Genomic DNA, 26,669 nt, shown 5'->3' with positions numbered 1-26,669 from the left:
GACGGAACCGGCCGCCCACCGCGGCGGAACCAGTCACCCACCCGCGGGGCCGCCCGCTCACCCGCGGCGGGACGGCCGTTGCCACTACCGGCGGTGCGGCTACTGCTACTGCTACTGCTACTGCTACCGCTGCCGCCGCCGCTACGGCGTGCAGACCTTGGTGAGTTCGCCGGCCGCGTCCGTGACGGGGCTGATGTCCGGGGTCTCGTCGCCGTTCTTGATGGAGTCGCGGACGTTGGTGACCGCCTTCTGGAGGTCGTCCACGGCCTTGTTGATGTCGGTGTCGTCGGTCTTGTCGCCGATGGTGTCGAGGTTCTTGTCGATGGAGTCGAGTGCCTCGTCGGCCTGTGTCGGGTCGTTCGCGGCGTTCTCCACGGCCTGCTGGAGGTCGGTGACGCTGTCGGCGATGGTGTCGGCGGTCTGGACGCAGTCCAGGGCCTTGTTGACGGCGTCGCAGCCGGTGGTCAGCCCGGCCGTCAGCGCGACGGCTGCCACGGCGGCGGCGATGGCGGTGGTGCGGCGTGCTCGGCGGCGGCTCGCGGCCATGGAACGGTCCTCCCGTTGTTCAGGCCCGAGGGCCCCGTTGCGTAGGCCTCAAGGCCCCGTTTGGTGCTGGCCGGGCGTACAGCGGTGTGCCGTACGCCCGTACTCGTAGGGACGCGGCGGCCGGTGCCGTGGTTGCCCGTGACAGGAGGCCGTCTTGGTGTGTCCTTTACCTTTCCAGGACCGTATCAAGTGCCGTGCGCTGGGCGACAGCGAGTTCCGTGCAGCCCAGAACGGCCAGGTCGAGAAGGGAGTTGAGCTCCTCGCGGGCGAACGGTTCGGCCTCGGCGGTGCCCTGGACCTCGACGAAGCGGCCGTCGCCGGTGCAGACGACGTTCATGTCGGTGTCGGCGCGGACGTCCTCCTCGTAGCAGAGGTCGAGGAGGGGTACGCCGTCGACGATGCCGACGGAGACGGCGCTGACGGTTCCGGTGAGGGGCTGACGGCCGGCGCGGATGATCTTCTTGCCCTGGGCCCAGGTGATGGCGTCCGCGAGGGCGACGTACGCGCCGGTGATGGCGGCGGTGCGGGTGCCGCCGTCGGCCTGGAGGACGTCGCAGTCGAGGACGATGGTGTTCTCGCCGAGTGCCTTGTAGTCGATGACGGCGCGCAGGGAGCGGCCGATGAGGCGGCTGATCTCGTGCGTGCGGCCGCCGATCTTGCCGCGGACGGATTCGCGGTCGCCGCGGGTGTTGGTGGCCCGCGGGAGCATGGAGTATTCGGCGGTGACCCAGCCCTCGCCGCTGCCCTTGCGCCAGCGCGGGACGCCCTCGGTCACGGAGGCGGTGCAGAAGACCTTCGTGTCACCGAAGGAGACGAGGACGGAGCCCTCGGCGTGCTTGCTCCAGCCGCGTTCGATGGTGATCGGGCGGAGCTGTTCGGGCGTGCGGCCGTCGATTCGAGACATGGCGTCGAGCCTAGTCGCATACGGGTGAGGGGCCGCCCCGGGTAACGGAAGCGGCCCCTCAGGAGTGAGTCCTCAGGTCCCCGGGCCGGGGCCCGGAGTCGGGGGGTTCACATCATGTCTTCGATGTCCGCGGCGATCGGGTCCGCGTCGGTGCCGATGACGACCTGGATGGCGTTGCCCATCTTGACGACGCCGTGGGCGCCCGCGGCCTTCAGGGCGGCCTCGTCGACCTTGCTGGGGTCGATGACCTCGGTGCGCAGCCGGGTGATGCAGCCCTCGACCTCTTCGATGTTGTCGATGCCGCCGAGCCCGGCGACGATCTTCTCAGCCTTGCTGGCCATGTCCTACTCCCTGATCCGAACCGCTTTGTCGCAGTAACCCACAGTTGGCCCATCTTCGCGAGCGGTCACGTCACCCGTACCGAATGATGGCGAACACGACAGCGCAACCGTTCGCCGACTGGTCTACACCAGTTTTCAACGGCCGCCAAACCCGGCCCCGTTCCCGGGGGTGCGGGAGGGCCGCGGGAGGCCGGTGGAGGGGCGCGGGAGGATGCAGGAGGACCGCCGATGAGTGCCGACAGCGCCGCCGCGCCCGCACGCGCCCGCTGGAGCAATCTGTTCCAGGGCCTGCAGAAGATGGGCCGCAGCCTCCAACTGCCCATCGCCGTACTGCCGGCCGCCGGCATTCTCAACCGCCTGGGCCAGCCGGACGTGTTCGGGGCCGACGGTCTCGGCTGGACGGATGTCTCCAAGGTGATGGCGGGCGCGGGTGGCGCGCTGCTGGACGGATCGCTCGGTCTGCCGCTGCTGTTCTGCGTCGGCGTGGCGATCGGTATGGCGAAGAAGGCCGACGGTTCGACTGCGCTCGCGGCGGTGGCCGGGTTCCTCGTCTACTACAACGTGCTGCGGCAGTTCCCGGAGGACTGTGCGGAGCAGGCGAAGGTGGTGGCGGCCGGCTGTCAGGCGGACGACGGCACGGTGGCGGTGTTCACCTACCAGAATCCGGGTGTCTTCGGCGGCATCGTCATGGGGCTGCTGGCGGCGTACTTCTGGCAGCGCTACCACCGCACCAAGCTGGTGGACTGGCTCGGCTTCTTCAACGGCCGCCGTCTCGTGCCGATCATCATGGCGTTCGTGGCGATCGCGTTCGCGGCGCTGTGCCTGTGGGTGTGGCCGCCGATCGGCCGGGGCCTTGAGGACTTCAGCGACTGGCTGGTGAGCCTGGGTTCGTGGGGTGCGGGCCTCTTCGGTGTCGCCAACCGCGCGCTGCTGGTGATCGGGCTGCACCAGTTCCTGAACGTGCCCATGTGGTTCCAGTTCGGCAGTTACACGAAGCCGGACGGCACGGTCGTGCACGGCGACATCAACATGTTCCTGGCGGGCGACCCGGACGCGGGGCAGTTCACGTCGGGCTTCTTCCCCATCATGATGTTCGCGCTCCCGGCCGCGTGTCTGGCGATGGCGCACTGCGCAAAGCCCCACCGTCGCAAGGAAATTGGGGGCCTGATGATGTCGATCGCCCTGACGTCGTTCGTCACGGGCATCACGGAGCCGATCGAGTACTCCTTCGTGTTCATCGCGCCCGCGCTGTACGCGGTGCACGCGATCCTCACGGGCGTCTCGATGGCGGTGACGTGGGGTCTGGGCGTGCATGACGGTTTCAGTTTCTCGGCGGGCCTGATCGACTACGTCATCAACTGGAATCTGGCCACGAAGCCCTGGGCGATCATTCCGATCGGCCTGTGTTTCGCCGTCGTCTATTACGTGGTCTTCCGGTTCGCGATCACAAAGTTCAACCTGCCGACGCCCGGCCGGGAGCCGGAGGACGAGGTCGTGGACGTGACGAAGGCGTAGGCGCTCCGCTTTCCTGGGGGGATACGAGGCCGGTTCACAGTCCGCGGACCGTCGTGGCCGTTCGCGCCCCGCGGCGGAGCCGCAAATTGCGATCGCCCCGCGCCCCCTATGGGGCGCTTTTTCATGCTTGCGGGCACTTGATTCCGTATGGCCCAGGCCACAAAAACCGCGGGTTCCTTATCTCACCTTCACCGTGCTACAACAGGTCTACACCACTGAGTGGTGTAGACCACGTGGATGCTGTCCATCCCCCGTGCACTTCACTTCCGTTCTCTTCCCGTCCCCGGCAGCACCCTGCACATGGAGGAACCATGACCACCGCCACAGCTCCGGCGGCCCCCGCGAAGAAGTGGGGATCCGGCCTGCTCCAGGGCCTGCAGAAGGTCGGCCGCAGCCTGCAGCTCCCCATCGCCGTGCTGCCGGCCGCCGGCATCCTGCTCCGTCTCGGCCAGCCCGATGTGTTCGGCGCGGACGGGCTCGGCTGGACCAGGGTCGCGTCCGTGTTCGCCACCGCCGGCGACGCGGTCTTCGCCAACCTGCCGTTGCTGTTCTGCGTCGGCATCGCCATCGGCTTCGCCAAGAAGTCGGACGGCTCCACCGCGCTCGCGGCGCTCGTCGGGTTCCTCGTCTACAAGAACGTCCTCACCGCGTTCCCGATCAGCGAGGCCAAGGTCCAGAAGGGCGCGGACGTAGCCGCGACCTACAACGACCCCAAGGTCCTCGGCGGCATCGTGATGGGCCTGATAGCCGCCGTCACCTGGCAGCGCTTCCACCGCACCAAGCTCCCCGACTGGCTCGGCTTCTTCAACGGCCGCCGTCTCGTACCGATCCTGATGGCCTTCATCGGCACCGCCGTCGGCGTCTTCTTCGGCCTCGTCTGGGAGCCCATCGGCGACGTCATCACCAACTTCGGCGAGTGGATGACCGGCCTCGGCGCGGTCGGCGCGGGCATCTTCGGCGCCATCAACCGCGCGCTGCTGCCGGTCGGCATGCACCAGTTCGTGAACACCGTCGCCTGGCAGGAGATCGGCACCTACACGGACTCCGCCGGTGCCGTCTGGCACGGTGACCTGCCGCGCTTCTTCCACGGCGACCCGACCGCCGGTCAGTTCATGACGGGCTTCTTCCCCATCATGATGTTCGCGCTCCCGGCCGCCGCCCTGGCGATCACGCACTGCGCCCGCCCCGAGCGCCGCAAGGCCGTCGGCGGCATGATGGTCTCGCTCGCGCTGACCTCCTTCGTCACGGGTATCACCGAGCCGATCGAGTTCGCGTTCATGTTCATCGCGCCGGTCCTGTACGTGATCCACGCGGTCCTCACCGCGATCTCGATGGCCGTCACCTGGGCGCTGGGCGTCCACCACGGCTTCAGCTTCTCCGCGGGTGCCATCGACTACTTCCTGAACTGGAACCTCGCCACCAAGCCATGGATGATCATCCCGATCGGCCTGGTCTTCGCGGCGATCTACTACGTGACCTTCCGCTTCGCGATCATCAGGTTCAACCTCGCGACGCCGGGCCGCGAGCCCGACGAGGAGGTCGAGGACCTCACCAAGGCGTGAGGACCAAGGCTTGAGCACCAAGGCCTGAGGCATGACATAGGCCCCCGGAGCCGATCGGCTCCGGGGGCCTTGTGCTGCGTACGGACGACGTCAGATCTCGTACGTGACTTCAGATCTCGTACGTGACTCGCGGTGTGGCGAGTTCCACGGGCCCCCCGAACGTCGCTCGGGCGTCGGCGAGGTTCGCCTGGGGGTCCGTCCACGGCGGGATGTGGGTCAGGACCAGACGGCGGGCCGCGGCGCGGGTCGCGGTCTCGCCGGCCTCGCGGCCGTTGAGGTGGAGATCCGGGATGTTCTCCTTGCCGTGGGTGAACGCGGCCTCGCAGAGGAACAGGTCGGTGTCCCGGGCGAGTTCGTCGAGCGTGTCGCACACGCCGGTGTCCCCGGAGTACGTGAGAGCCCGGCCGCCGTGCTCGACACGGATGCCGTACGCCTCCACGGGGTGGCTCACCTTCTCGGTGTGCACCGAGAACGGGCCGATCTCGAACGAACCCGGCTTGACCGTGTGGAAGTCGAAGACCTCACTCATGGAGGAGGCGGAGGGAGTGTCCGCGTACGCGGTGGTCAGGCGCTGTTCCGTGCCCTCGGGTCCGTAGACGGGGATCGGATCGCAGCGGCCGCCGTCGTGGCGGTAGTAGCGCGCGACGAAGTACGCGCACATGTCGATGCAGTGGTCGGCGTGCAGATGGCTGAGGAAGATCGCGTCAAGGTCGTAGAGACCGCAGTGGCGCTGCAGCTCGCCAAGGGCACCGTTGCCCATGTCGAGAAGCAGCCGGAAGCCGTCGGCCTCGACGAGGTAGCTCGAGCAGGCCGATTCCGCGGACGGGAACGACCCCGAGCAGCCGACGACGGTGAGCTTCATAAAGCAGAAACCTCCGCTGGCGGGGAATGAAGACGGGGGTCGTGCGGTCCGTCGAGCGTAAGGCGCAAAAGGTCCTGTCGCTCCTCCGTCGAGGGCTGTTGTGGGGGAACTCACCTGCGGTGTCACCGGTTCGGGGGCCAGCGGGGTGGCCGGACGTGGGCCCGGTCACGCCGGTACCGTCATGTCCATGGATACGTCGTGGTGGCTCGCGTTGGTGGCCGTGGTGCTGTTGGCGGGGGTCGCGACGGTGGTGGACGGGTGGGGGCGACGGGGACGGCGGGGGCCGCGGGGGTCTTCGGGCGGGCGGGGCCGTTCGACCGGTCGCCCGCCGGGCCGGCCGCGGGGCCGGGGTGGGTTCCGTCGGCCTTCTCGTGCTTCTCGTCCGCGGCCTGCCGAGATCTGGTGGGCGAACGTTCCGTACGAGGACGGGCCCGGGGCGAAGGACCGGCCCTGTCTCGTTCTGTCCGTGCGGGGCCGTACGGCTGTCGTCGCCAAGATCACCAGCAAGAACCACGACGAGCGGCGGGCCGGGGTGATTCCGCTGCCTCCCGGTTCCGTCGGGGACGCCCGGGGGCGGGCCAGCTTCCTCGAAACGGATGAGTTGCGGGGGCTGCCGGTACGGGACTTCCGCCGCCGGGTGGGCCCGGTGGACCCATCGATCTGGGACCAGGTCCGCAACCTCCCCCGCTAGGGCTTTTCCTCGCCCCCGCCGCCCCTACCCATTCCCGTCACTTACTCAGGGGCTCCGCCCCCGAACCCCCGCTCCTCAAACGCCGGAGGGGCTAAAAGATTGCGCAGTTCCCCGCGCCCCTAAAGACCTAGGGGCGCGGGGAACTGCGCAATCTTTCAGGGGCGCGGGGAACTGCGCGACCAGCCACAACGAACCCGCACCCGAAATCGCACCCCTCGGGGTCTGGGGCGGAGCCCCAGAAGGACGGGAATGGGTAGGGGCGGCGGGGGCGAAAAAAACCCGGCTAAGCCCAGAGCTGCCCCTGCAGAGTCTCAATGGCCTCTTCCGTCGTGGCAGCCGTGTAGACACCCGTGGAGAGGTACTTCCAACCCCCGTCGGCCACGACGAAAACGATGTCGGCGGGCTCGCCCGACTTCACGGCCTTGTTGCCGACGCCGATCGCCGCATGCAGCGCCGCCCCCGTGGAGACCCCCGCGAAGATCCCCTCCTGCTGCAACAGCTCCCGCGTACGCGTCACGGCGTCGGCGGAGCCGACCGAGAACCGGGTCGTCAGGACGGACGCGTCGTACAGCTCGGGCACGAATCCCTCGTCGAGATTCCGGAGCCCGTACACAAGGTCGTCGTACCGCGGCTCGGCCGCGACGATCTTGACGTCGGGCTTGTGCTCGCGGAGGAAGCGGCCCACGCCCATCAGGGTGCCGGTGGTGCCGAGTCCGGCGACGAAGTGGGTGACCGAGGGCAGGTCGGCCAGGATCTCCGGACCCGTCGTCGCGTAGTGCGCACCCGCGTTGTCGGGGTTGCCGTACTGGTAGAGCATCACCCAGTCGGGATGCTCGGCGGCCAGTTCCTTCGCCACCCGCACCGCTGTGTTCGAACCCCCCGCCGCCGGGGACGGAATGATCTCGGCGCCCCACATGCCGAGCAGCTCCCGCCGCTCCTGGGAGGTGTTCTCGGGCATGACGCACACCATGCGGTAGCCCTTGAGCTTCGCCGCCATGGCGAGCGAGATGCCGGTGTTGCCGGAGGTGGGCTCCAGAATCGTGCAGCCGGGCGTCAGCCGGCCGTCCTTCTCCGCCTGTTCGATCATGTGGAGCGCGGGCCGGTCCTTGACGGAACCGGTCGGATTGCGGTCCTCCAGCTTCGCCCAGATGCGGACGTCGGCGGACGGCGAGAGCCGCGGCAGGCGCACCAGAGGGGTGTTGCCCACCGCGGCCAGCGGGGAGTCGTAACGCATCAGCGATCAGAGCCCGATGCCGGTCAGACCATGCCGCCGGCCACGGCCGGCAGGATCGTGACGTTGTCGCCGTCGGTCAGCTTGGTGTTGATGCCGTCGAGGAAGCGCACGTCCTCGTCGTTCAGGTAGACGTTCACGAAGCGGCGCAGCTCGCCGCCGTCCACGATGCGGGCCTGGATGCCCGCATGACGGGTCTCCAGGTCGGCGAAGAGGGCTGCGAGGGTCTCCCCGCCGCCCTCGACGGCCTTCTGCCCGTCGGTGTAGGTGCGGAGGATGGTGGGGATGCGGACCTCGATGGCCATGGCTGTGGGCTCCTGTCGGGAGTGAGTCAGTCAGTCGGTGGGCGCGCGGCGGCGCGGAGAAGCGGGTGAGCGTTGTGAGACGCCGCGGCTCACGGCCGTACGGCGGCAGGGTTCAGCGCGTACAGATGGCGCTCTGCAGCCTGCACAGGTCGACGTGCAACCGTGCCACGAGCAGCATGCCCGGGGTCTTGTCGCTCACGTCGTGGGAAACCATGGGGTCATCGTATCGATTCCCGGTCCGGGTACTGGAATGTGATCTCAGATACTGGATGAATTCTGACCGAAATGCGGGATCAGTACGTCTGATCAGAACGTGGGATCAGTACGTCTCCACGATCGTGACCTCCTCCTCCGTCACCTCGCCCTCCAGGATCCTGAACGAGCGGAACTGGAAGGGGCCGGCGTCGTCGGCGTCCGCCGTGGAGACCAGGACGTAGTGCGCGCCGGGCTCGTTCGCGTACGAGATGTCGGTGCGGGAGGGGTACGCCTCGGTGGCCGTGTGGGAGTGGTAGATGACGACCGGTTCCTCGTCGCGGTCGTCCAGCTCGCGGTAGAGCTTGAGGAGGTCGCCGGAGTCGAACTCGTAGAACGTGGGCGAGCGCGCGGCGTTGAGCATCGGGATGAACCGCTCGGGGCGGCCGGTGCCCTCCGGGCCGGCGACCACGCCGCACGCCTCGTCGGGGTGGTCCTGGCGCGCGTGCGCGACGATCTGGTCGACGAGGGCCTGGGTGATGGTCAGCATGGTCGTCAGGATAAGCAGAAGGGCCGCCCCGTACCGAAGGGTGGTACGGGGCGGCCCACATGCTGGGCCACGAGCCCCACATGTTCTGTGCGAGGTCCGTCAGCCGATCTTCTCGAACTCCGGGTCGCGGCGCTCGGTGACCTCCGGGTTCCGCGACTTCAGCACGGCCCAGCCGATGCCCAGTGCCGCCGCCCAGCCGGCCATCACGTAGAGGCAGACGCGGGAGTCGGCGTCGTACGCGATGAGGCAGGTGACGAAGAGCAGGAACACGACCGCGACCCAGCTGAGCTTCGAACCGCCCGGGGCCGGGAAGGACGAGGCGGGCAGGCGCCCGGCGTCGACCGCGCGGCGGTACAGGATGTGGCTGATCAGGATCATCAGCCAGGTCCAGATGCCGGCGGCGGTGGCCACCGAGGTGACGTAGCCGAAGGCCTTCTCGGGGACGATGTAGTTCAGGATCACGCCGATGCCCATGAAGAGCATGGAGACGGTGATGCCGAGCGCGGGCGTCTTGGCGGAGGACAGCCTGTTGAAGACCTTGGGGGCCTCGCCGTTGTCCGCCAGGGTGCGCAGCATGCGGCCGGTGGAGTACATGCCGGAGTTGCAGGAGGACAGGGCCGCCGTGAGGACGACGAAGTTCACGATGCCCGCGCCCGCCGGGATGCCGATCTTCGCGAAGGCCTCCACGAAGGGGCTGACCCCCGGTGCGAACTCGGTCCACTTCACGACGCAGAGGATGACGGTGAGGGCGCCGACGTAGAAGAGGGCGATGCGCCAGGGCAGGGTGTTGATCGCCTTGGGGAGGGTCTTCTCCGGGTTCTCGGACTCACCGGCGGTGACGCCGACGAGTTCGACGGCGAGGTACGCGAACATCACGCCCTGCAGCGTCATCAGGGACGAGCCGATGCCCTTGGGGAAGAAGCCGTCGAAGGCCCAGAGGTTGGAGACGGCGGCCGAGTCGCCCGCGGAGCTGAAGCCGAAGGTGAGGACGCCCAGGCCGATCACGATCATGCCGATGAGGGCGGTGACCTTGACCATCGAGAACCAGAACTCGATCTCGCCGAAGAGCTTCACCGAGATCAGGTTGGCCGCGAAGAGGACCACCAGGAAGACCAGGGCCGTGACCCACCGCGGGATCGCCGGGAACCAGTAGTTGACGTAGATCGCGGCGGCGGTGAGTTCCGCCATGCCGGTGACGACCCACATCAGCCAGTACGTCCAGCCGGTGAAGTAGCCGAAGAACGGGCCGAGGAACTCGCGGGAGTACTCCGCGAAGGAGCCCGAGACGGGACGGTAGAGCAGGAGCTCTCCGAGGGCCCGCATGATGAAGAAGATGATGACGCCCGCGAGGGCGTACATGAGGATGAGACTGGGGCCCGCCTTGGCGATGTTCGCCCCGGCCCCCAGGAAGAGGCCGACGCCGATGGCGCCGCCGATCGCGATCATCTGGACCTGACGGCTGTTGAGGCCGCGTTCGTAGCCCTCTTCGGGGGCATGCCCCTCTCCGGGGGCTTCGCTGCCCACGACACCCTTGCGGTCGTGCCCGTCGTCGTTCTTGCCGACCTGCACCGAGGTCATGTCTGGTGCGCCTTTCTCCATGCCGATCCGAGCCGTCGTCGGCTCCGGATCGGGTCCCGGTCCCCCCGGATTGAATGGAGCTGAGCGGGCTCCCCGGGCCCGCCGCGCGGTCTCCCCGAGACCGCTCAGTGCCTGGTCGGCGATCCGCCGGCCGGTGGCGCACCCGGCCGGACATGGGTGGCGTCCCGCCGGGCGGTCGTGAAGATCTATCACGGCCGCAACACTGATCAACTGAGGCGCGTGTAGCGCACACCACAGGGAGAACCGGACAAAAGTCTGACCGCGCCCCATAGGGCGCGGTCACGGTGACGTGATCGTTATTCGGATTTGAGCGTCCGCTGAGCGAACGGAATGTGTCAGGACATCAACGTTTCAACCAACGTCTCCTGAAGGCCGCCCAGCCACAGATACGCCATCACCATCGGCTTGCGCGGGTCCTCGTCCGGCAGCCGGTAGAGGAGGTCGGTGTCCTCCTCGTCGACGACGTCGAGGCGGGACCCGATGGCCAGGCGCAGGTCGTTGAGGGCGCGCAGCCACTGCTCGGACTCCTCGGCGGAGAGCTTGAGGACCGCGCCGCCCTCCCCCACGGCCGAGAGCGTGTCCAGGGAGCGGATCACCGTGAGCGCGTTCTCGCGCTTGGCCGCGCGCAGGTCGTTCTCGGTGAAGCGGCGGAACTCCGCGGAGTACGCGCGCTGCTCCTCGGCCTGCTCGGGCGAGTTCGCCTCGACGTCGGGCCCGCTGTACGCGTCGGGGAAGAGCCGCTTCAGCACGGGATCGGAGGGCGGTTCGCTCGGGCCCTCCGCGAACAGCTCGGCGAGCGGGTCGTCGGTGGCGTCCTCGCCCGGTCCCGGTCCGATGAGCTCCAGGAGCTGTACGGCGAGGGAGCGGATGATCGAGATCTCGACCTCGTCGAGCGCGACGGCCGCGCCGCCGCCGGGGAGCGGTTCGAAGTGTCCTGGCATCAGGTGCGTCGCTACTTCCAGTACTGCGCGGGCGTCGGGCAACTGCCGGTCGGGCCGGATCTCACCGGCCTATTTCCGGTCGTGCTGGAGGGTGGCCCACAGACCGTAGCCGTGCATGGCCTGCACATCGCGTTCCATCTCCTCGCGCGTGCCGCTGGAGACCACGGCCCGGCCCTTGTGGTGGACGTCGAGCATCAGCTTGGTGGCCTTGTCCTTCGGGTAGCCGAAGTACGACTGGAAGACGTAGGTCACGTAGCTCATCAGGTTGACCGGGTCGTTGTGGACGATGGTCACCCAGGGGACGTCGGGCTCGGGTACGGCGAAGACCTCCTCCGCCGACTCGGTTTTTTCGGTCTCTAGGGGTGCGGGAGCCGTCACACGGCCCATGCTGCCACCACAGGTGGGTACCCGGCCAAACGAGCCCACAAATCGTCAGAGTGACGAGATAGGGAGTACCATCCGTTGCCATGCCGCTATTCCCGGGGGACAACCCCCGGACCCCCGGCCGACCTGGGGGTGCCCCCTGTGTCATCGCGAGGAGACCCTAAGTGAACGCAGCGGACCTAGGGCTGCCGGTTGATGTTCCCTCCACCGCGCTCTTCACGGACCACTACGAGCTGACCATGCTGCAGGCCGCCCTCAAGGGCGGGGCCGCCGACCGGCGCTCGGTCTTCGAGGTCTTCACACGCCGGCTGCCCGAGGGCCGCCGCTACGGCGTCGTGGCGGGGACCGGACGGGTGCTGGACGCGATCGAGAACTTCCGCTTCGACGCGGACGTCCTCGGCTTCCTGCGCGAGCGCCATGTGGTGGACGAGCCGACCCTCGAATGGCTGGCCTCCTACCGCTTCAGCGGCGCCGTCTGGGGCTACCCCGAGGGCGAGGTGTACTTCCCCGGATCACCGATCCTGCGGGTCGAGGGCTCCTTCGCCGAGTGCGTGCTCCTGGAGACCGTGATCCTCTCCATCCTCAACCACGACTCGGCGATCGCGGCCGCCGCCTCCCGGATGGCCTCGGCCGCCGGGGAGCGCCCGCTGATCGAGATGGGCGCCCGCCGCACGCACGAGCTGGCCGCGGTGGCGGCGTCCCGGGCGGCGTACGTCGGTGGCTTCACGACCACCTCCGACCTGGCCGCGGGCTTCCGTTACGGCATCCCGACCGTCGGCACCAGCGCCCACGCCTTCACGCTCCTCCACGACAACGAGCGGGACGCCTTCCGGGCCCAGGTGGACTCGCTCGGCCGGGGCACGACGCTGCTGGTCGACACGTACGACGTCGCCGAGGCCGTCCGGCTGGCCGTCGAGGTGGCCGGGCCCGAGCTGGGGGCGGTCCGCATCGACTCCGGTGACCTGCTGCTCGTGGCGCACCGGGTACGCCAGCAGCTGGACGAGCTGGGCGCCACGGACACCCGGATCATCGTGACCTCGGACCTGGACGAGTACGCGATCGCCTCGCTGGCCGCGGCGCCCGTGGACGCGTACGGAGTGGGTACCCAGCTGGTGACGGGATCCGGCCATCCGACGTGTTCGATGGTCTACAAGCTCGTCGCCCGTGCCGAGTCGGCGGACCCGAAGGCTCCGCTGGTTCCGGTGGCCAAGAAGTCGACGGGCGGCAAGACGTCCATCGGCGGCCGCAAATGGGCCGCGCGGCGGCTCGACGCGTACGGGGTCGCCGAGGCCGAGGTGATCGGCCTCGGGGCGGTCCCGGCCGAGCTCAGCGACCGTCAGCTCCTGGTGGAACTCGTCAAGGGCGGCCAGGTCCTCGCCCGCGAGCCCCTGGACGTCGTACGCGACCGGCACGCGGCGGCCCGCGCGAACCTGCCCCTCTCCGCGACCCAGCTCTCCCGCGGGGAAGCCGTCATTCCGACCGAGTACGTATGAGCCACGTGGGACCGGATCCGGGCAACGCCCGGGGGCCCACCTCAGGCCACGCCGAGCCCGAACGGGCATGAACGGACGAGGAGCGGGAATGCAACGGCCACAATCGCATCCCTCCCGCCATGCCCTCGAACTCTCAGGCTCGGTTCCGCGTAGGCGCCCCCTCAAGGGGCGCGAGGAACTGCGCGACCGGCCCCCACACACCCGCAGACTACGAACCGCTCCCCGCGGAGCGCCTCGCAGAAGGACACCGACATGCGCCGCGCCCTGATCGTCGTAGACGTGCAGAACGACTTCTGCGAAGGCGGCAGCCTCGCCGTGTCCGGCGGAGCCGACGTCGCCGCCGCGATCACGGAGCTGATCGGGCAGGCTCCCGCCGGCTACCGCCACGTCGTGGCGACCCGCGACCACCACATCGCCCCCGGCGGCCACTTCGCCGACAACCCCGACTACGTCCACTCCTGGCCCGCGCACTGCGTGGCGGGCACCGAGGGCGTCGGCTTCCACCCGAACTTCGCCCCGGCGGTCGCCTCCGGCGCGATCGACGCCGTCTTCGACAAGGGGGCGTACGCGGCGGCGTACAGCGGCTTCGAGGGCGCCGACGAGAACGGCGTGACGCTGGGCGACTGGCTGCGCGCCCGCGAGATCACCGAGGTCGACGTGGTGGGCATCGCCACCGACCACTGCGTCCGCGCCACCGCCCTGGACGCGGCCCGCGAGGGCTTCCGTACACAGGTCCTGCTCGACCTCACGGCCGGCGTGGCCGAGGAGACCACCGAGCGCGCCCTGGAGGAGCTGAGCGCAGCGGGCGTGGAACTGAGCGGCAAGCCGGTGGTCTAGACCAAAGGCTCCGGCGCCCTCCCTCAGGGGCGCGAGGAACTGCGCGACAAGCCACAACGAACCCGCAGCGGCTCATCAAACGCCAGCCGAATACTCAAAACCCCTGCGGTGTAGCCGTACGCCGCATCAGCGCCCGGATCGGATGCCACAGCTCGGCCGCACACGCGTCCGCGCCGGGTGCCGTGCGCCATATGAGGCCGTCGGGATGATGCAGGACCGCGGTGATCTCGTCCGGGGTCGGGGGCTCCGCGTTGCCGCGCAGGTACACCGCCCGCATGCCCAGGTTCCGCAGCCGCGTCAGGGCGCGGGCGCGGTTCTGGGCGTGCACGAGCACGCGTACCGAGCCGCTGCCCGCGGCGGGCGGTCGGGGCAGGTTCAACGCCACCACCACCGTGCCGTTCGGCAGCTTGCAGAAACCTCCTGCGGCCATGCAGTCACACCCCCGTGAGAACCAGTGTCAATAAGAGAGTCACAGCACGCACCTAAACACGATCGGCCGCAACCCGCCAGGGGGTTGCGGCCGATCATGGTTTGACCTGCGGAAATGCCTTTTACTTCGTCGCGGCCGAGACCTTCACCGTGATCGTCGAGCCGTCGCGCGGCTCCTTCACGATCGCGATCTTGGTGTTGGTGTCAGTGACGCGGACACCGGAGGTGGGGTTGGTCTCGTCGTAGTACGTGTTCGTGTGGTCGTTGAAGATCCGGTTGCCCGGGAGCGACGGGATCTTCGTGGCGACGTCCGCCTTGTGCAGCGTGAGGGCGTCCGTCCGGTAGGTGCTGAAGGGCGAGTCGTACGACTGGATGCGGGTGCGCATCAGCGTGCCGTCGGACCACTTCAGCGGCTTCGGGTGGGCGTCCACCGGCAGCAGCAGACCGGAGCCCGCGTGCCGGCTGACGTTGTTGTCGTTCTGGGAGGTGTCCCACTTCCAGATCAGCAGACCGTTCTGGTAGGGGAAGTGCTCCACCCAGGACGGGCGCGTGGTCGAGAAGCCGAAGTTGTACGGGCCGACCTTGAGGGTCTTGTCGTACGACACGTACTGGCGGTTCTCGGCGATGTAGTACTGCGCGTAGTCGTCCGTGACGGCCGCGCCGATGCGGGAGAAGCCGGTGGCCTTCCAGGCGGCGTCGGCGGTCTCGGCGTTGTCCGAGAAGACCGGCGAGCCGTCGGCCGTCACCGTGATCACGTCGGCCGCGAAGCCCTTCTGGGCCACCCCGCCGTCGGTCTGGTAGCGGAAGCGGAGGTCGAACTTCTTGCCCGCGTAGGCGTCGAGCGGGAACGAGAGCTTCTTGTACGCGTCCACGGTGCCGGTCAGCGCGGGCTTGCCGCTGCCGTCGCGCGGGAGGGCCGCGCCGTCGACCGTGCCGTCCAGCGGCGTCCAGTTGGCGCCGTCGGTCGAGACCTCGGTGTAGAGGTAGTCGAAGTCGGTCTCGATGTCGTACCAGCCGTCGAGGGTCAGCGTGGCCGAGGACTTGCCGGTGAGGTCGACGGAACGGGTCAGCGTGTTCTTGAGGTCGTCACCGCTACCGCTCCACCACTGGGTGGCACCCTGAGCCGGGGGGACCACCGGGTTGGTGACCTCCTTCTCGGGCAGTTCGACCACCAGCGCCTGGGCGTTCTTGGTGTTGTACTCCGCCACACCCAGCTTGTGGGTGGAGCGCGTCGCGGCCTTGGCCGTGTCGTACTTCAGCCAGCCGAGCTGGAGTTTGTCCCAGGCGGTCATGTCGCCGGGCAGGTCTCCGATGGTGTTCTTGCCCTCGCCGAGCCAGGAGCCGGACGACATCAGCGTCCAGAACCCCGTGGAGTTCTCGGCGGTGTTGGTGGTGTCGTAGTGGTCCGGCAGACCGAGGTCGTGGCCGTACTCGTGGGCGAAGACGCCGAGTCCGCCGTTCTCCGGCTGGATGGTGTAGTCGCCGACCCAGATGCCGGAGTCGCCGATCTGCGCCCCGCCCATCTTGTTGCCCGTGGGGCCGGTGGCGCCGGCGTCCGTGCCGAACGCGTACCAGCGGTGGGCCCAGATGGCGTCCTCGCCCTGTGCGCCGCCGCCCGCGGACTCGTCCTCGCCGGCGTGCACGATCTGGAAGTGGTCGATGTAGCCGTCGGGCTCGTTGAAGTTGCCGTCGGCGTCGAAGTCGTTGCGGTCCCACTTGTCGTAGGCGGCCAGCTCGGACTTGATGTCGGCGTCGGACTTGCCGGCCGCCTTCTGGGCGTCGACCCAGGCGGTGACACCGTCGGCGACGGCGTTCCACGCGCAGGTGTCGGGCTCGCACTTGTTGGAGCCGTAACGGGCCTCGTTGTAGGGCACCTTGACCCAGTCGGAGACCGCGCCGCCGATGGAGTAGCGGCCCGAGGACTGCTTCTCGTAGTACTTCTTCATCGACTCGACACCCTTGCCGGTGCCGAAGTAGAGCTCTTCGAAGTGCTTCTTGTTGTAGTCCGCCTGCCAGGCCGTGCTGTTGTCCTCGGCACGGTCCGGCTGGGCTATCTGGTTGTGCAGGGGACCCGGGGTGCCGCCGTAGCGGGGGTCCGTCTTGTCGCCGAACTCCACGAGGATCGTGAAGATCTGGTCGGTCTTCTCCCGGCCGAGCTCCACGTACTTGCCGTCCTGGAGCTTGACGACCTGCGAGCCGCCGCGGTTCTTGACGGTGGCGTCGCCGGATATGACCTGCTTGAGCGCCTCTTCGCGCTGGGCCTCCTGACGTTCGGTCAGCGGGCCCTTCAGGTCGTGCTCGCGATCGGTGTGGTTCTCGGCGCGCGCCGGGTCCTGCCGGTTCGCGGCCGGATCCTGACGGCCCGCCGCCGCGGCCGGCTGATCGCCGGCAGCGGCCTGCGCCACCGCGAAGGTCGAGAACGTGGCAGCGGCCGCTGCGAGCGACACACCCACCGCGGCTGCTCTGAACGTCCATGGTCTGCTGGTCACTTGATGCAGTCCTCCCCCGCGCCCGGGCGCGCGGAATGGAGGGGTGTCCAGGTCATGGAGTCCGCGCGCGCTCTATGCGCGTCACAAGTGACGACATTCGATCGGAGTTACGGGAGAAAAGACAGACCTTGACTTGAACAGGTCAAGTGGGCTATGCACCGGCGGTCGTGCGCCGCGCGACGACATCCGTCCGCTCATGGAAGAACGGTGTACGACTCAACAGGCGCGTTCGAACGTCCACTTGATGGACGCCATGACTCCGTGCGCCCCCTGTGCACCGGCACCGTGGGTTAGGTCACGCTTACTGCTCGTTCCGCTCGGGCAGACAGCCGATTAGAGTCGGTTGGCGGCTCGCCGGATTTCCGGTGGTTTGCCAACCGGACACCGTTGTCGAACCCCGGATTCTTAACCCCAGATTCTTTTCCGCACCCTCCCCCATCGCGAGAGGCACGGGGGGAGACCCCCACCCCGAGGATCGGAATAGCCATGCCTCGTCCGACCGCCGCACAGCTCGCCTACGGTTCCTGCACCGTGATCTTCTCCACGCTCGCCATGCTGCTGCTGTCACAGACGAGTTCGGGCCTGGGAGTCGTGGTGATAGCGCTCTCCGCCCTCGTGCTCGGCCTCCTCGTGGCCATGACGGTTCCCGTGCCGAAGCCCGCCGCGCCGGCGGCGACCGTTGCCCGGCCCGCGCCCGTCACCGTCACGGAACGCCGTTTCCCGGTGCCGCGCGAGACCGTCGCGGCCGCCAGCGCGCCCGAGCCGGTACGCGAGCGCGCCTGAGCCCACCCCGACCAACCACACGAACCGGCGGGCCCGTTGACCACGGACCCGCCGGTCGTCTGCGCTCGCGCCGCCTGTGGACTCAGCCCGCGCCGACTCCTGTGGAACTCAGCCCGTGCCGACTCCTGTGGAACTCAACCCGTGCTGACCACAACCGTCTTGGCCGCCTTGTCGTGCAGGCCCTGCTTGTAGGGCTTGTCGAAGAAGCTCCAGCCGCCCGCGATCGCGGTCCAGACGCACGCGCAGCAGAACGCGAACGGCAGCCACAGGACCAGCGCGCGGACCAGCGAGGTCTGCACGGACGGCGTGGAGCCGTTGTCGAGGTTCGCCACCCGCAGATGCAGCCACTTCTTGCCGAGGGTCTGCCCCGCCCTGACGGTCATGACCGTGTCGTAGCCGACGTAGAGCACCGCGGCGATCAGCGACTGGCCGAACGACCTGCCGTAGTCGATCTTGTCCGTGTCCACGTCGTACTCGTTGACGTTGAACGCCCACGTCACCAGCCACACCACGATGACGACGAGGATCATGTCGATGATCCGCGCGAGCGTGCGCTTGCCGCTGTCGGCGAGCGGAGGCATCCCGGCCAGCGGGTCGTTGCCGTACGGGCCGCCGCCGTACGGATCCCCACCACCGCTGCCGTACGGGTCGCCGCCGCCGTAGGGCGGTGGCGGCGGGGTGGCTCCGTACGGCGAACCGGTGCCCGGCGGGGGCTCGTTGCCGTACGACGGGTCGAACGGCGGGCCCTCGCCGGGTGGCGGCTGCTGTCCGGACGAGCCCTCGTCCGGCGGCTTCTTCTTGAACGGATCGTCATCCGGCGGGGGCGGCGGCTCGGTCGTCATATCCCGAGTCGACCGCGAACCCCCCGACTGCGCAATGGGGGGCGGCCGTCCGGGGGAGCGGTCAGCCCGCGACGAAGGTGTGAGCCGCCTTGTCGTGCCAGCACTGGCGCCACGGGCGGTCGAACGCGCCCCACAGGACACCCACGACACCGATGGCGAGAAGGCCGGGAACGCTGTAGACGAGCCAACGGCGCAGCGCCAGACCGAACGACGGCGGGTCGCCGCCCTCGATGTCCCGCACCTGGAGACCGCACAGCTTCTTGCCGAGGGTGCGGCCCCACTTGGCGGTGGGCAGCGCCTCGTAGAGGACACCGAAGAGGAGCAGCACGGCGAGGATGATGCCGAGGTAGACCGCGGTCGTGCCGTCCAACAGCCAGACCGTGACGGTCTCACCCGACAGCTTGGCCGCGTCGATCTTCTCGTTGACGTGGTCGAGGGCCCTGGTGCCCAGCGGAACGGCCGCCGCGCCGGTGACGGCGGCCAGCACGATCGTGTCCACGAGCCTGGCCGCCAGGCGCTTGCCGAGTCCCGCCGGGCGCGCGTTCGCCTGCGAGCGGGCCGCCGCCTGGAACGGGTCCTCCCGCACCGGCTTCCACGGCACGACGGGCTGGTCCTCGTCCGGCCCGGCCAGGCGGTGCACCTGCTGGGCCCAGGAGGGCTGCCCGCCGCCGGCACCCGCGGCCATGGGCGCGCCGGAGCCGGACTGCGGAGGGGTGCCGGGAGTGGACTGCGGAGGGGTGCCGGGGGTGGCCTGCGGAGGGGCGGACCGCTGCGCGGACTGCTGAGGGGTCGCGGGGGCGGCCGGGAATGCGGCTGCGGGGCCCTGGGGGGCCGCCTGGGCGGAGCCGGCCTGCGCCTGGGCCGCCGCGGACCGGGCGGCGGAGGGCTGGGCGGCGGAGGGCTGGGCGGCGGAGGGCTGCGCCCCGCGCTGCTGTCCCCCGCGCGGCGACACGGTTCTGAACGTCATCGTGCCCTCGGAGGCGAGGGGTTCACGGGAGCCGGGGACACCGCCCGGACGGTCGCCGCCCGAGCCATGCGCGCGCCCGGCGCCCATGGCTCCCGCCGTGCCCGCTCCCCCGGCCTGCCCGGCGGCCCCGGGTCCGGCGGAGCCCGCCGCTCCGGTCGGCCGCACCGGTCCGGTGGGCCTGCGGAACACCACCGTGCCGCCGGAGCCCGGCGGCTTGAGGCCCCCTGAGCCCCCGCCCCCGTCGGACCCGGCACCGGCACCGGCCTGGGACCCGGACCCGGACCCGGGCTCGGGCTCGGGCTCGGACTCGGACTCGGACGAGTGGAACGTGGCCATGCCGTCCGTGTGGTCCGACCTGCCGTCGGGCTGGGACGGCAGGGCGGGCCCGGCGGACTCGGCCGACTGGTCGGTGGGTACGCGCGGATCGGGCTTGCCCCAGCGGATCCGGCGGTCCGGGTCGCCGCCGAAGCCGGTCTGCCGTGAGCGGTCGGCGCCCCACGCGGTCGCGGGCTCGGGCCGGCTGCCGTGCTGGGCGTCGGCGGGCGACGGGCTCGCGGCCGGCGGGTCCTCGTCGAAGAAGTGCGGCCCGGTCTCCTCCGTGGAGGCGGGCACGGACCGTCCGTCCGCGGGCGACGAGAGCGGCTCGCCGCCGGACGGCGCCGGACGGCTGGTGCCCGGCACCCACGAGGCACCGTTCCAGTACCGGACATATCCGGGAATGGAAGGGTCCGGGTAATACCCTTCGCGGGGCCTGTCGTCGCCGGGGGCCGGGGTTGGGGCGCTCATGTCCGTCGTCCCGTATCTGCTCGGGGGTCGTGTTGAGCGTCCACATCTATCAGACCGGCGCAAGCACCACTGCCGCTCCTCGCGTACCTACCCCCTTCGAGCAAGGTTCCGCCACGTTTTCCGGCCGCTTCCGGTCGGGTGACGACCGTCTGCGGGCCGTGTGCTGATCGGGTCTGCCGGTTGTGTACGGCGGTTGTGTACGGCGGTTGTGTACGGCGGTTGTGTGCCGACGTCCGTGGAAAAAGTCCAGCGAACCCGCGTAATGCTTCGCGGCCCGCGCCCTCTCCACTCGTACGGGCCCGCCCACAGGGCCCCTGGACGAGAGGAAACGCACGACATGAACACCGTGGTGGAGCGCGAGCTCGAACTGAAACTGGTCCTGTCCCCCGAGCGCAGCATCCCGGTCCCGGCCCGGCTGACCTACCGCACCGACGATCCGTACGCCGTCCACATCGCCTTCCACATCGGCTCGGACCACCCCGTGAACTGGACGTTCGCGCGCGAGCTGCTCGTGGAGGGGGTGTTCCGGCCGTGCGGGCACGGGGATGTGCGGGTGTGGCCGACGAAGGTCGCCGGGCGGAGCGTGGTCCTGATGGCGCTGAGTTCACCCGACGGGGACGCGCTGCTGGAGGCGCCCGCCGCGCAGGTGTCGGCCTGGCTGGAGCGCACCCTGCGGGCGGTGCCGCCGGGCTCCGAGGCCGAGCAGCTCGGTATCGACGACGGCCTCGCCGAACTGCTCGCGCCCACCCCGGCCGACGATCTCTGGCTGCGTGACCCCTGGCCCTCGGACGAGTCCAAGGACGGGGAGTGAGACGGCGGAGGGTGAGAGGGAGGGGAGCGAGATGCGGAGGAGGTGGTGGTTCCGAACAGGTTTCCCGGGTCTCAGAAGAGCTTGCCGGGGTTGAGGATGCCGAGCGGGTCGAACGCCGTCTTGATCGCCCGCTGCATCTCCACGCCCACCGGGCCGATCTCGCGCGCCAGCCACTCCTTCTTGAGGACGCCCACGCCGTGCTCGCCGGTGATCGTGCCGCCGAGTTCCAGGCCGAGGGCCATGATCTCGTCGAAGGACTCGCGGGCGCGCCGGGACTCGTCGGGGTCGCCCGCGTCGAAGCAGACGGTCGGGTGGGTGTTGCCGTCGCCGGCGTGCGCGACGACCCCGATGGTCAGCTGGTACTTCTCGGCGATCCGGTCGACCCCTTCGAGCATCTCGGCGAGCTTGGAGCGCGGTACGCACACGTCGTCGATCATCGTCGTGCCCTTGACCGCTTCGAGCCCGGTGAGGGACAACCGGCGGGCCTGGAGCAGCAGTTCGGACTCGGCCGCGTCGTCCGCCGGTACGACCTGCGTGGCACCGGCCGCCTCGCAGAGCGCGCCCACGGCCGTCAGGTCGGCGGCCGGGTCGAGCGTGTCGAAGGCGGCGAGGAGCAGGGCCTCGGTGGACTCCGGAAGGCCCATGTTCGCCATGTCGTTGACGGCCTTCACCGTCGTACGGTCCATGAGTTCGAGGAGGGACGGCACATGGCCGCCCTCCATGATCCGGCAGACCGCGTCGCAGGCGGCCGCCGCGGACGCGAACTCGGCGGCCAGCACCAGCTGTTGGGGCGGCTGCGGCTTCAGGGCGAGAGTGGCCCGTACGACGATGCCGAGCGAGCCCTCGGAGCCGACGAAGAGGCGGGTCAGGTCGTATCCGGCGACGCCCTTCGCCGTGCGGCGGCCGGTGGACATCAGACGCCCGTCGGCGAGGACCACGTCCAGGCCGAGGACGTACTCGGCCGTCACCCCGTACTTCACACAGCACAGGCCGCCCGACGCGGTGCCGATGTTGCCGCCGATCGTGCACATCTCCCAGCTGGAGGGGTCCGGCGGGTAGTAGAGGCCGTGTTCGTTGACGGCGCGGGAGAGCGTGGCGTTGATGACGCCCGGCTCGACCACCGCGATGCGGTCGACCGGGCTGATCTCCAGGATGCGGTCCATCTTGACGAGGGACAGCACGACGCAGCCCTCGGAGGCGTTGGCGGCGCCCGACAGGCCCGTACGGGCGCCCTGCGGGACCACCGGGACGCGCAGTTCGGTGGCGACGCGCATGACGTGCTGGACCTGCTCGACGGTGCGCGGCAGCACCACCACGGCGGGGGTGCCGGCCTCGCAGAAGCTGGCCATGTCGTTGGCGTACGAGCTGGTGATGTCCGGGTCGGTGAGGACCGCCTCGGCCGGCAGGCCCGCGAGGAGACGTTCGGCGAGGCTGCCCGGCGCCACGGTGTCTTCATCGGGACGGGCTTCGATACGGCTCATGATCACAGCGTCGCACCCGGGGCCATCGGTGTGAACCCCGCCCGCGCGAGGCTTTCCGTGCCGGGGTGGTGGCCGGGTGTGCTCTTCGTATTGGCGCACAGTGAGCCGCATGGAGAGCGGCATGGAGAGCGGCATCGGAAAAGAGCAGGCCTCGGGTTCGGCGGGCGATCCGGCGGGTGGCCCGGCAAGTCGTCCGGCGGATGGCTCGGTGGGGCGTTCACCCAAGAGGGGGACGCTCGTCGGTGCCGTCGTGGGATGCGCCGTCGTGGGGTGTGCCGTGCTGGGCGGTGTGCTGATGGTGGCGCCCCCGGAGCCGGACGGGCGGCCGCCCGCGCCCGGTCCGGTGGCTCGGGCCGAGACCGCCGTCGGGGCCGGGGCGCCCGCCTCGCTGCCCGATCTGGTCGCGCTGATCGGGGACCGCGAGGCGCATCTGCGGGCCCATCCGGGTGATGTGCGGTCGTGGGCGGTGCTCGGCGCGGCGTATGCGGAGCGGGGTGAGCGGACCGGCGACGCGCGGTTCTACCCGAAGGCCGAGAAGGCGTTGCGTACGTCGTTGCGGGCGAAGCCGAAGAAGAACGTGGAGGCGCTCGACGGACTGGCCGCGCTCGCCAATGCCCGGCACGACTTCCGGGCGGCGCGGAAGTGGGGCGAGGCCTCGGTGGCGGCCTCGCCGAAGCGGTGGACGGCCTATCCGGCGCTGATCGACGCGTACCGGGGGCTCGGGGAGTTCAAGGCCGCGGACAAGGCGCTGGCCAGGCTCGTCCGGCTGCCGAAGGGGTCGGCGGCGCCGAGGGCGCGGGTCCTGGCGCGGGCCGCCCTCGTGTACCGGGACCAAGGGCTCCGCGAGGACGCCGCCGCCGCGCTCTCCGACGCTGTGGCGCTCGCCTCCGCTCCGGCCGAGCGGGCGGACTGTCTCGCCGGGGCCGGGGAGCTGGCCTGGGAGCGCGGGGAGCCCACCGAGTCGCTGCGCGCCTTCGAGGCCGCGGTGCACGCCGATCCCGACGGGCACGCCGCGCTCGCGGGGCAGGGCCGGGCGCTGGCCGCCCTTGGCCGGACCCCGGACGCCGTGAGCGCGTACCGGGCCGCGTCGGAGAAACGGGCGCTGCCCCAGTACGCGTGGGAGCTGGGCGAGTTGTACGAGTCGCTGGGGCAGGGCGGCGAGGCTCGGGCCCAGTACGACGTGGTGCGGGAGCGGGTGCGGGCGGGCACCGCCGGTGGGGTGAACACCGATCTCGTGGCGGGTCTCTTCGAGGCCGACCACGGTGACCCGCAGGCCGGTGTGCGGCTGCTGCGGGACGAGTGGGAGCGGCATCCCTCCGCGGCGGTCGCGGACGCGCTGGGATGGGCGCTGCATCGCGCCGGGCGGCACGAGGACGCGCTCGTCTTCGCCACGAAGGCCACGGACAGGCAGCACGTGGGTGCGGTCCGCAGTGCGCCCTACGCCTACCACCGAGGCATGATCGAGCGGCGGTTGAAGCTGGAGGGACCCGCGCGCCGCCATCTGGAGGAGGCGCTGCGGATCAGTCCGTACTTCTCGCCGCTCGGTGTTCCGGCGGCGAAGGAGGCGTTGGGGGCGCTGGGTCCGGTGTGAGACCCGTGCCCCCAACGGTCCTGCGGGACACGGTTCTTACAGGTTGCCGCGCTTCTCCTGCTCCCTCTCGATCGCCTGGAAGAGGGCCTTGAAGTTGCCCTTGCCGAAGCCCATCGAGCCGTGGCGTTCGATGATCTCGAAGAAGACGGTCGGCCGGTCCTGGACCGGCTTGGTGAAGATCTGGAGCAGGTAGCCGTCCTCGTCACGGTCGGCCAGGATCTTCAGTTCGCGCAGGGTGTCGACGGGGACGCGGGTGTCGCCGACCCACTCGCCGAGGGTGTCGTAGTAGGAGTCCGGAGTGTCGAGGAACTTCACTCCGGCCGCGCGCATGGTCCGTACGGTCGCCACGATGTCGTTCGTGTTGAGCGCGATGTGCTGGACGCCGGCGCCGCCGTAGAACTCCAGGTACTCGTCGATCTGGGACTTCTTCTTGGCGATGGCGGGCTCGTTGATCGGGAACTTGACCTTGAGCGTGCCGTCGGCGACGACCTTCGACATCAGGGCGCTGTACTCGGTCGCGATGTCGTCGCCCACGAACTCCTTCATGTTCGTGAAGCCCATGACCTTGTTGTAGAAGGCGACCCACTCGTTCATACGCCCGAGTTCCACGTTGCCGACGCAGTGGTCGATGGCCTGGAAGGTGCGGTGGGAGGGCGGCTCGACGATCGGGTCCGCGGCCGTGAACCCGGGGAGGTAGGGGCCGTCGTAGCCCGTGCGCTCGACCAGGGTGTGGCGGGTCCTGCCGTACGTGGCGATGGCGGCGAGCACGACCGTGCCGTGCTCGTCCTTCAGCTCGTAGGGCTCGGTGACCGGACGGGCGCCGTGCTCGACGGCGTAGGCGAACGCGGCGCGGGCGTCCGGGACCTCGATGGCGAGGTCGACCACGCCGTCACCGTGCTCCGCCACGTGTTCGGCGAGGAAGTGGCCCCAGGGGGTGGCGGCCTTGATGACGGAGGTGAGGACGAAGCGGGCGGAGCCGTTCTCCAGGACGTAGCTCGCGGTCTCGCGGCTGCCGTTCTCCGGTCCGGAGTAGGCGACCAGCTTCATGCCGAAGGCGGTGGAGTAGTAGTGCGCCGCCTGCTTGGCGTTGCCCACGGCGAAGACGACCGCGTCCATTCCCTTGACCGGGAAGGGGTCTGCCTGCCGCGCGGTCCCGGGGGTGTGGTGAGTGGTCTGAGTCATGGCCGCAGGCTCTCGCCCTTCGGCAAGGTGCGCAATAGTTTGCGAATCCGCTGGGCAATATGTTCAGTGAAAGGCCTACTGGGTCGGGCTTTGTGTACAGGATGACCACCGCGGAGGCCTGCATGGCGATCGATCATCTGGACGGGCGGCTGCTGGTGCTGCTCGCGCGGGAGCCGCGCATCGGTGTGCTGGAGATGTCCCGGCGGCTCGGGGTCGCGCGCGGGACCGTGCAGGCGCGGCTCGACCGGCTTCAGTCGAATGGAGTCATCCGGGGGTTCGGGCCCCAGGTGGATCCCGCGGCTCTCGGCTATCCCGTCACCGCCTTCGCGACGCTGCAGATCCGGCAGGGCCAAGGCACAGACGTACGGGCCCACTTGGCGACCGTGCCCGAGGTGCTGGAGCTGCACACGACGACGGGCGGCGGGGACATGCTGTGCCGGCTCGTGGCCCGGTCCAACGCCGATCTTCAGCGGGTGATCGACCGGGTTGTCGGTTTTGATGGCATCGTCCGGGCCTCCACGGCGATCGTCATGGAGAACCCCGTGCCGCTGCGGATCATCCCGCTGGTGGAGCAGGCCGCGGAGGACGACGACTGAGGCGACAGTGATGGCTGAGGCGACAGGGGTGAAAAGCGGGTGAGCTTCTGGGAGTACCTGGGCAGTCGCCATCAGCAGCTCCTCGCCGACGCCTACCAGCACGCCAGCGCCGTCTTCCAGTGCATGGTCGTCGCCACCTTGATCGGTGTGGTGGTCGGTGTCGTCACCTATCGGAGCGAGTGGGCCGGGAGCCTGGCCACGACCTCGACGGCGACCCTGCTGACCATCCCCTCGCTCGCCATGATCGGTCTGCTCATCCCGATCGTGGGGCTGGGGGTTCCGCCCACGGTGATCGCGCTGACCCTGTACGGGCTGCTGCCGATCGTGCGCAACTCGATCGTCGGGCTGCGCGGGGTCGATCCCTCGCTCGTCGACGCGGCGACCGGCATCGGGATGTCGCGGCTCGCCCGGCTCCTGAGGGTCGAACTGCCGCTCGCCTGGCCGCCGATCCTGACCGGGATCCGGGTCTCCACGCAGATGCTGATGGGGATCGCCGCGATCGCCGCCTACGCCTCGGGACCGGGTCTCGGCAATGAGATCTTCCGCGGCATCGCCTCCCTGGGCAGCAAGAACGCGCTCAACCAGGTGCTCGCGGGCACGCTCGGGATCATCGTCCTGGCTCTACTGTTCGACGCCGCGTACGTCCTCATCGGGCGGCTGACCATTCCGAGGGGGATCCGTGCCTGAGCCGACCGCCACGACGGCAACCGCCACCACCGCGACCACCGCGACCTCGGGGGCGAACGCCACCACCGGCGC

General features: G+C 69.7%; 27 protein-coding genes. 10 read left to right on the top strand and 17 right to left on the bottom strand.

The annotated features are described in order from the left end of the window. Positions 1-141 precede the first annotated feature (141 nt). The 3 genes from ACIBEI_RS14575 to ACIBEI_RS14565 form a co-directional block, all read right to left on the bottom strand. Positions 142-546 carry a hypothetical protein gene (locus ACIBEI_RS14575; protein ID WP_143632615.1) on the bottom strand — a complete coding sequence of 135 codons (405 nt, stop codon included), beginning with the start codon at positions 544-546 and terminating at the stop codon, positions 142-144. A 166-nt stretch (positions 547-712) separates the two neighbouring features. Further along, on the bottom strand, positions 713-1,450 hold the full coding sequence (gene rph / locus ACIBEI_RS14570; RefSeq protein WP_398888575.1) for a ribonuclease PH: 738 nt from the start codon (positions 1,448-1,450) through the stop codon (positions 713-715). 107 nt (positions 1,451-1,557) lie between these two features. Beyond that, positions 1,558-1,791: a glucose PTS transporter subunit EIIB gene (locus tag ACIBEI_RS14565; protein ID WP_398888573.1), complete on the bottom strand. Its 234-nt coding sequence runs from the start codon at positions 1,789-1,791 to the stop codon at positions 1,558-1,560. A 228-nt stretch (positions 1,792-2,019) separates the two neighbouring features. Here ACIBEI_RS14565 and ACIBEI_RS14560 point away from each other — a divergent pair, with 228 nt between their 5' ends. After that, positions 2,020-3,306, top strand: coding sequence for a PTS transporter subunit EIIC (locus tag ACIBEI_RS14560; protein ID WP_398888571.1), 1,287 nt, complete (start codon positions 2,020-2,022; stop codon positions 3,304-3,306). A gap of 311 nt (positions 3,307-3,617) precedes the next feature. Further along, positions 3,618-4,868 (top strand): PTS transporter subunit EIIC, encoded by a 1,251-nt coding sequence (locus tag ACIBEI_RS14555; protein WP_398888569.1) that lies wholly within the window; start codon positions 3,618-3,620, stop codon positions 4,866-4,868. Positions 4,869-4,977: 109 nt separating this feature from the next. On the opposite strand, the gene ACIBEI_RS14550 is transcribed toward ACIBEI_RS14555, so the two are convergent. Further along, complete coding sequence (locus tag ACIBEI_RS14550; protein WP_398888567.1) at positions 4,978-5,730, bottom strand: MBL fold metallo-hydrolase; 753 nt, start codon at positions 5,728-5,730, stop codon at positions 4,978-4,980. A 187-nt stretch (positions 5,731-5,917) separates the two neighbouring features. Between ACIBEI_RS14550 and ACIBEI_RS14545 the strand changes: the two genes are divergently transcribed. Then, positions 5,918-6,421, top strand: a complete 504-nt coding sequence (locus ACIBEI_RS14545) for a type II toxin-antitoxin system PemK/MazF family toxin (protein WP_398888565.1) — start codon at positions 5,918-5,920, stop codon at positions 6,419-6,421. Between the two features lie 283 nt (positions 6,422-6,704). On the opposite strand, the gene ACIBEI_RS14540 is transcribed toward ACIBEI_RS14545, so the two are convergent. The 7 genes from ACIBEI_RS14540 to clpS form a co-directional block, all read right to left on the bottom strand. Further along, a complete protein-coding gene (locus tag ACIBEI_RS14540) occupies positions 6,705-7,655 on the bottom strand; it encodes a PLP-dependent cysteine synthase family protein (RefSeq protein WP_189843434.1) in 951 nt (316 codons plus the stop codon). Between the two features lie 23 nt (positions 7,656-7,678). Beyond that, entirely contained in the window at positions 7,679-7,957 is a 279-nt protein-coding gene (locus tag ACIBEI_RS14535; protein WP_143632625.1) for a MoaD/ThiS family protein, read from the bottom strand. A 112-nt stretch (positions 7,958-8,069) separates the two neighbouring features. Then, complete coding sequence (locus ACIBEI_RS14530; RefSeq protein ID WP_313904860.1) at positions 8,070-8,171, bottom strand: putative leader peptide; 102 nt, start codon at positions 8,169-8,171, stop codon at positions 8,070-8,072. Positions 8,172-8,276: 105 nt separating this feature from the next. Beyond that, on the bottom strand, positions 8,277-8,699 hold the full coding sequence (locus ACIBEI_RS14525; protein ID WP_361060168.1) for a M67 family metallopeptidase: 423 nt from the start codon (positions 8,697-8,699) through the stop codon (positions 8,277-8,279). 99 nt (positions 8,700-8,798) lie between these two features. Then, a complete protein-coding gene (locus tag ACIBEI_RS14520; protein WP_398888561.1) occupies positions 8,799-10,277 on the bottom strand; it encodes an amino acid permease in 1,479 nt (492 codons plus the stop codon). Positions 10,278-10,633: 356 nt separating this feature from the next. Continuing rightward, the gene (locus ACIBEI_RS14515; protein WP_398888559.1) at positions 10,634-11,239 is read right to left on the bottom strand and encodes a DUF2017 domain-containing protein; all 606 of its coding nucleotides are present in this window, start codon (positions 11,237-11,239) and stop codon (positions 10,634-10,636) included. A 69-nt stretch (positions 11,240-11,308) separates the two neighbouring features. Continuing rightward, a complete protein-coding gene (gene clpS, locus ACIBEI_RS14510) occupies positions 11,309-11,626 on the bottom strand; it encodes an ATP-dependent Clp protease adapter ClpS (protein ID WP_055617033.1) in 318 nt (105 codons plus the stop codon). A gap of 161 nt (positions 11,627-11,787) precedes the next feature. On the opposite strand from clpS, the gene ACIBEI_RS14505 reads away from it, so the two are divergent. Together ACIBEI_RS14505 and ACIBEI_RS14500 are read left to right on the top strand one after the other, a co-directional pair. Further along, positions 11,788-13,116: a nicotinate phosphoribosyltransferase gene (locus ACIBEI_RS14505; protein ID WP_398888557.1), complete on the top strand. Its 1,329-nt coding sequence runs from the start codon at positions 11,788-11,790 to the stop codon at positions 13,114-13,116. Positions 13,117-13,368: 252 nt separating this feature from the next. Then, positions 13,369-13,953: a nicotinamidase gene (locus ACIBEI_RS14500; protein ID WP_143632635.1), complete on the top strand. Its 585-nt coding sequence runs from the start codon at positions 13,369-13,371 to the stop codon at positions 13,951-13,953. A 94-nt stretch (positions 13,954-14,047) separates the two neighbouring features. Here the strand turns inward: ACIBEI_RS14500 and ACIBEI_RS14495 are convergent, their stop codons facing one another. Together ACIBEI_RS14495 and ACIBEI_RS14490 are read right to left on the bottom strand one after the other, a co-directional pair. Further along, a complete protein-coding gene (locus ACIBEI_RS14495) occupies positions 14,048-14,383 on the bottom strand; it encodes a hypothetical protein (protein WP_189843439.1) in 336 nt (111 codons plus the stop codon). Between the two features lie 121 nt (positions 14,384-14,504). Further along, positions 14,505-16,871, bottom strand: coding sequence for an immune inhibitor A domain-containing protein (locus ACIBEI_RS14490; RefSeq protein WP_398888554.1), 2,367 nt, complete (start codon positions 16,869-16,871; stop codon positions 14,505-14,507). Positions 16,872-17,357: 486 nt separating this feature from the next. On the opposite strand from ACIBEI_RS14490, the gene ACIBEI_RS14485 reads away from it, so the two are divergent. Then, positions 17,358-17,654, top strand: a complete 297-nt coding sequence (locus ACIBEI_RS14485) for a hypothetical protein (RefSeq protein WP_398888552.1) — start codon at positions 17,358-17,360, stop codon at positions 17,652-17,654. Positions 17,655-17,788: 134 nt separating this feature from the next. On the opposite strand, the gene ACIBEI_RS14480 is transcribed toward ACIBEI_RS14485, so the two are convergent. Further along, entirely contained in the window at positions 17,789-18,496 is a 708-nt protein-coding gene (locus ACIBEI_RS14480) for an RDD family protein (protein WP_398888550.1), read from the bottom strand. A 61-nt stretch (positions 18,497-18,557) separates the two neighbouring features. After that, positions 18,558-20,249 (bottom strand): RDD family protein, encoded by a 1,692-nt coding sequence (locus ACIBEI_RS14475; RefSeq protein WP_398888548.1) that lies wholly within the window; start codon positions 20,247-20,249, stop codon positions 18,558-18,560. A 337-nt stretch (positions 20,250-20,586) separates the two neighbouring features. Between ACIBEI_RS14475 and ACIBEI_RS14470 the strand changes: the two genes are divergently transcribed. Next, positions 20,587-21,060 (top strand): SsgA family sporulation/cell division regulator, encoded by a 474-nt coding sequence (locus tag ACIBEI_RS14470; protein WP_398888546.1) that lies wholly within the window; start codon positions 20,587-20,589, stop codon positions 21,058-21,060. 71 nt (positions 21,061-21,131) lie between these two features. On the opposite strand, the gene ACIBEI_RS14465 is transcribed toward ACIBEI_RS14470, so the two are convergent. Further along, a complete protein-coding gene (locus ACIBEI_RS14465) occupies positions 21,132-22,547 on the bottom strand; it encodes an FAD-binding oxidoreductase (protein ID WP_398888544.1) in 1,416 nt (471 codons plus the stop codon). A 103-nt stretch (positions 22,548-22,650) separates the two neighbouring features. Here ACIBEI_RS14465 and ACIBEI_RS14460 point away from each other — a divergent pair, with 103 nt between their 5' ends. Then, entirely contained in the window at positions 22,651-24,132 is a 1,482-nt protein-coding gene (locus ACIBEI_RS14460; protein WP_398888542.1) for a tetratricopeptide repeat protein, read from the top strand. 36 nt (positions 24,133-24,168) lie between these two features. On the opposite strand, the gene hppD is transcribed toward ACIBEI_RS14460, so the two are convergent. After that, complete coding sequence (hppD, locus tag ACIBEI_RS14455; RefSeq protein WP_398888540.1) at positions 24,169-25,314, bottom strand: 4-hydroxyphenylpyruvate dioxygenase; 1,146 nt, start codon at positions 25,312-25,314, stop codon at positions 24,169-24,171. 122 nt (positions 25,315-25,436) lie between these two features. Between hppD and ACIBEI_RS14450 the strand changes: the two genes are divergently transcribed. Then, positions 25,437-25,910: an Lrp/AsnC family transcriptional regulator gene (locus ACIBEI_RS14450; RefSeq protein WP_055617039.1), complete on the top strand. Its 474-nt coding sequence runs from the start codon at positions 25,437-25,439 to the stop codon at positions 25,908-25,910. A gap of 39 nt (positions 25,911-25,949) precedes the next feature. Further along, positions 25,950-26,597: an ABC transporter permease gene (locus ACIBEI_RS14445; protein WP_307523942.1), complete on the top strand. Its 648-nt coding sequence runs from the start codon at positions 25,950-25,952 to the stop codon at positions 26,595-26,597. The last annotated feature ends 72 nt before the right edge of the window (positions 26,598-26,669 follow it).

Source organism: Streptomyces sp. NPDC050988, assembly GCF_044456225.1.
GTDB lineage: Bacteria > Actinomycetota > Actinomycetes > Streptomycetales > Streptomycetaceae > Streptomyces.
This window is presented reverse-complemented; position numbering and strand designations above follow the sequence as displayed.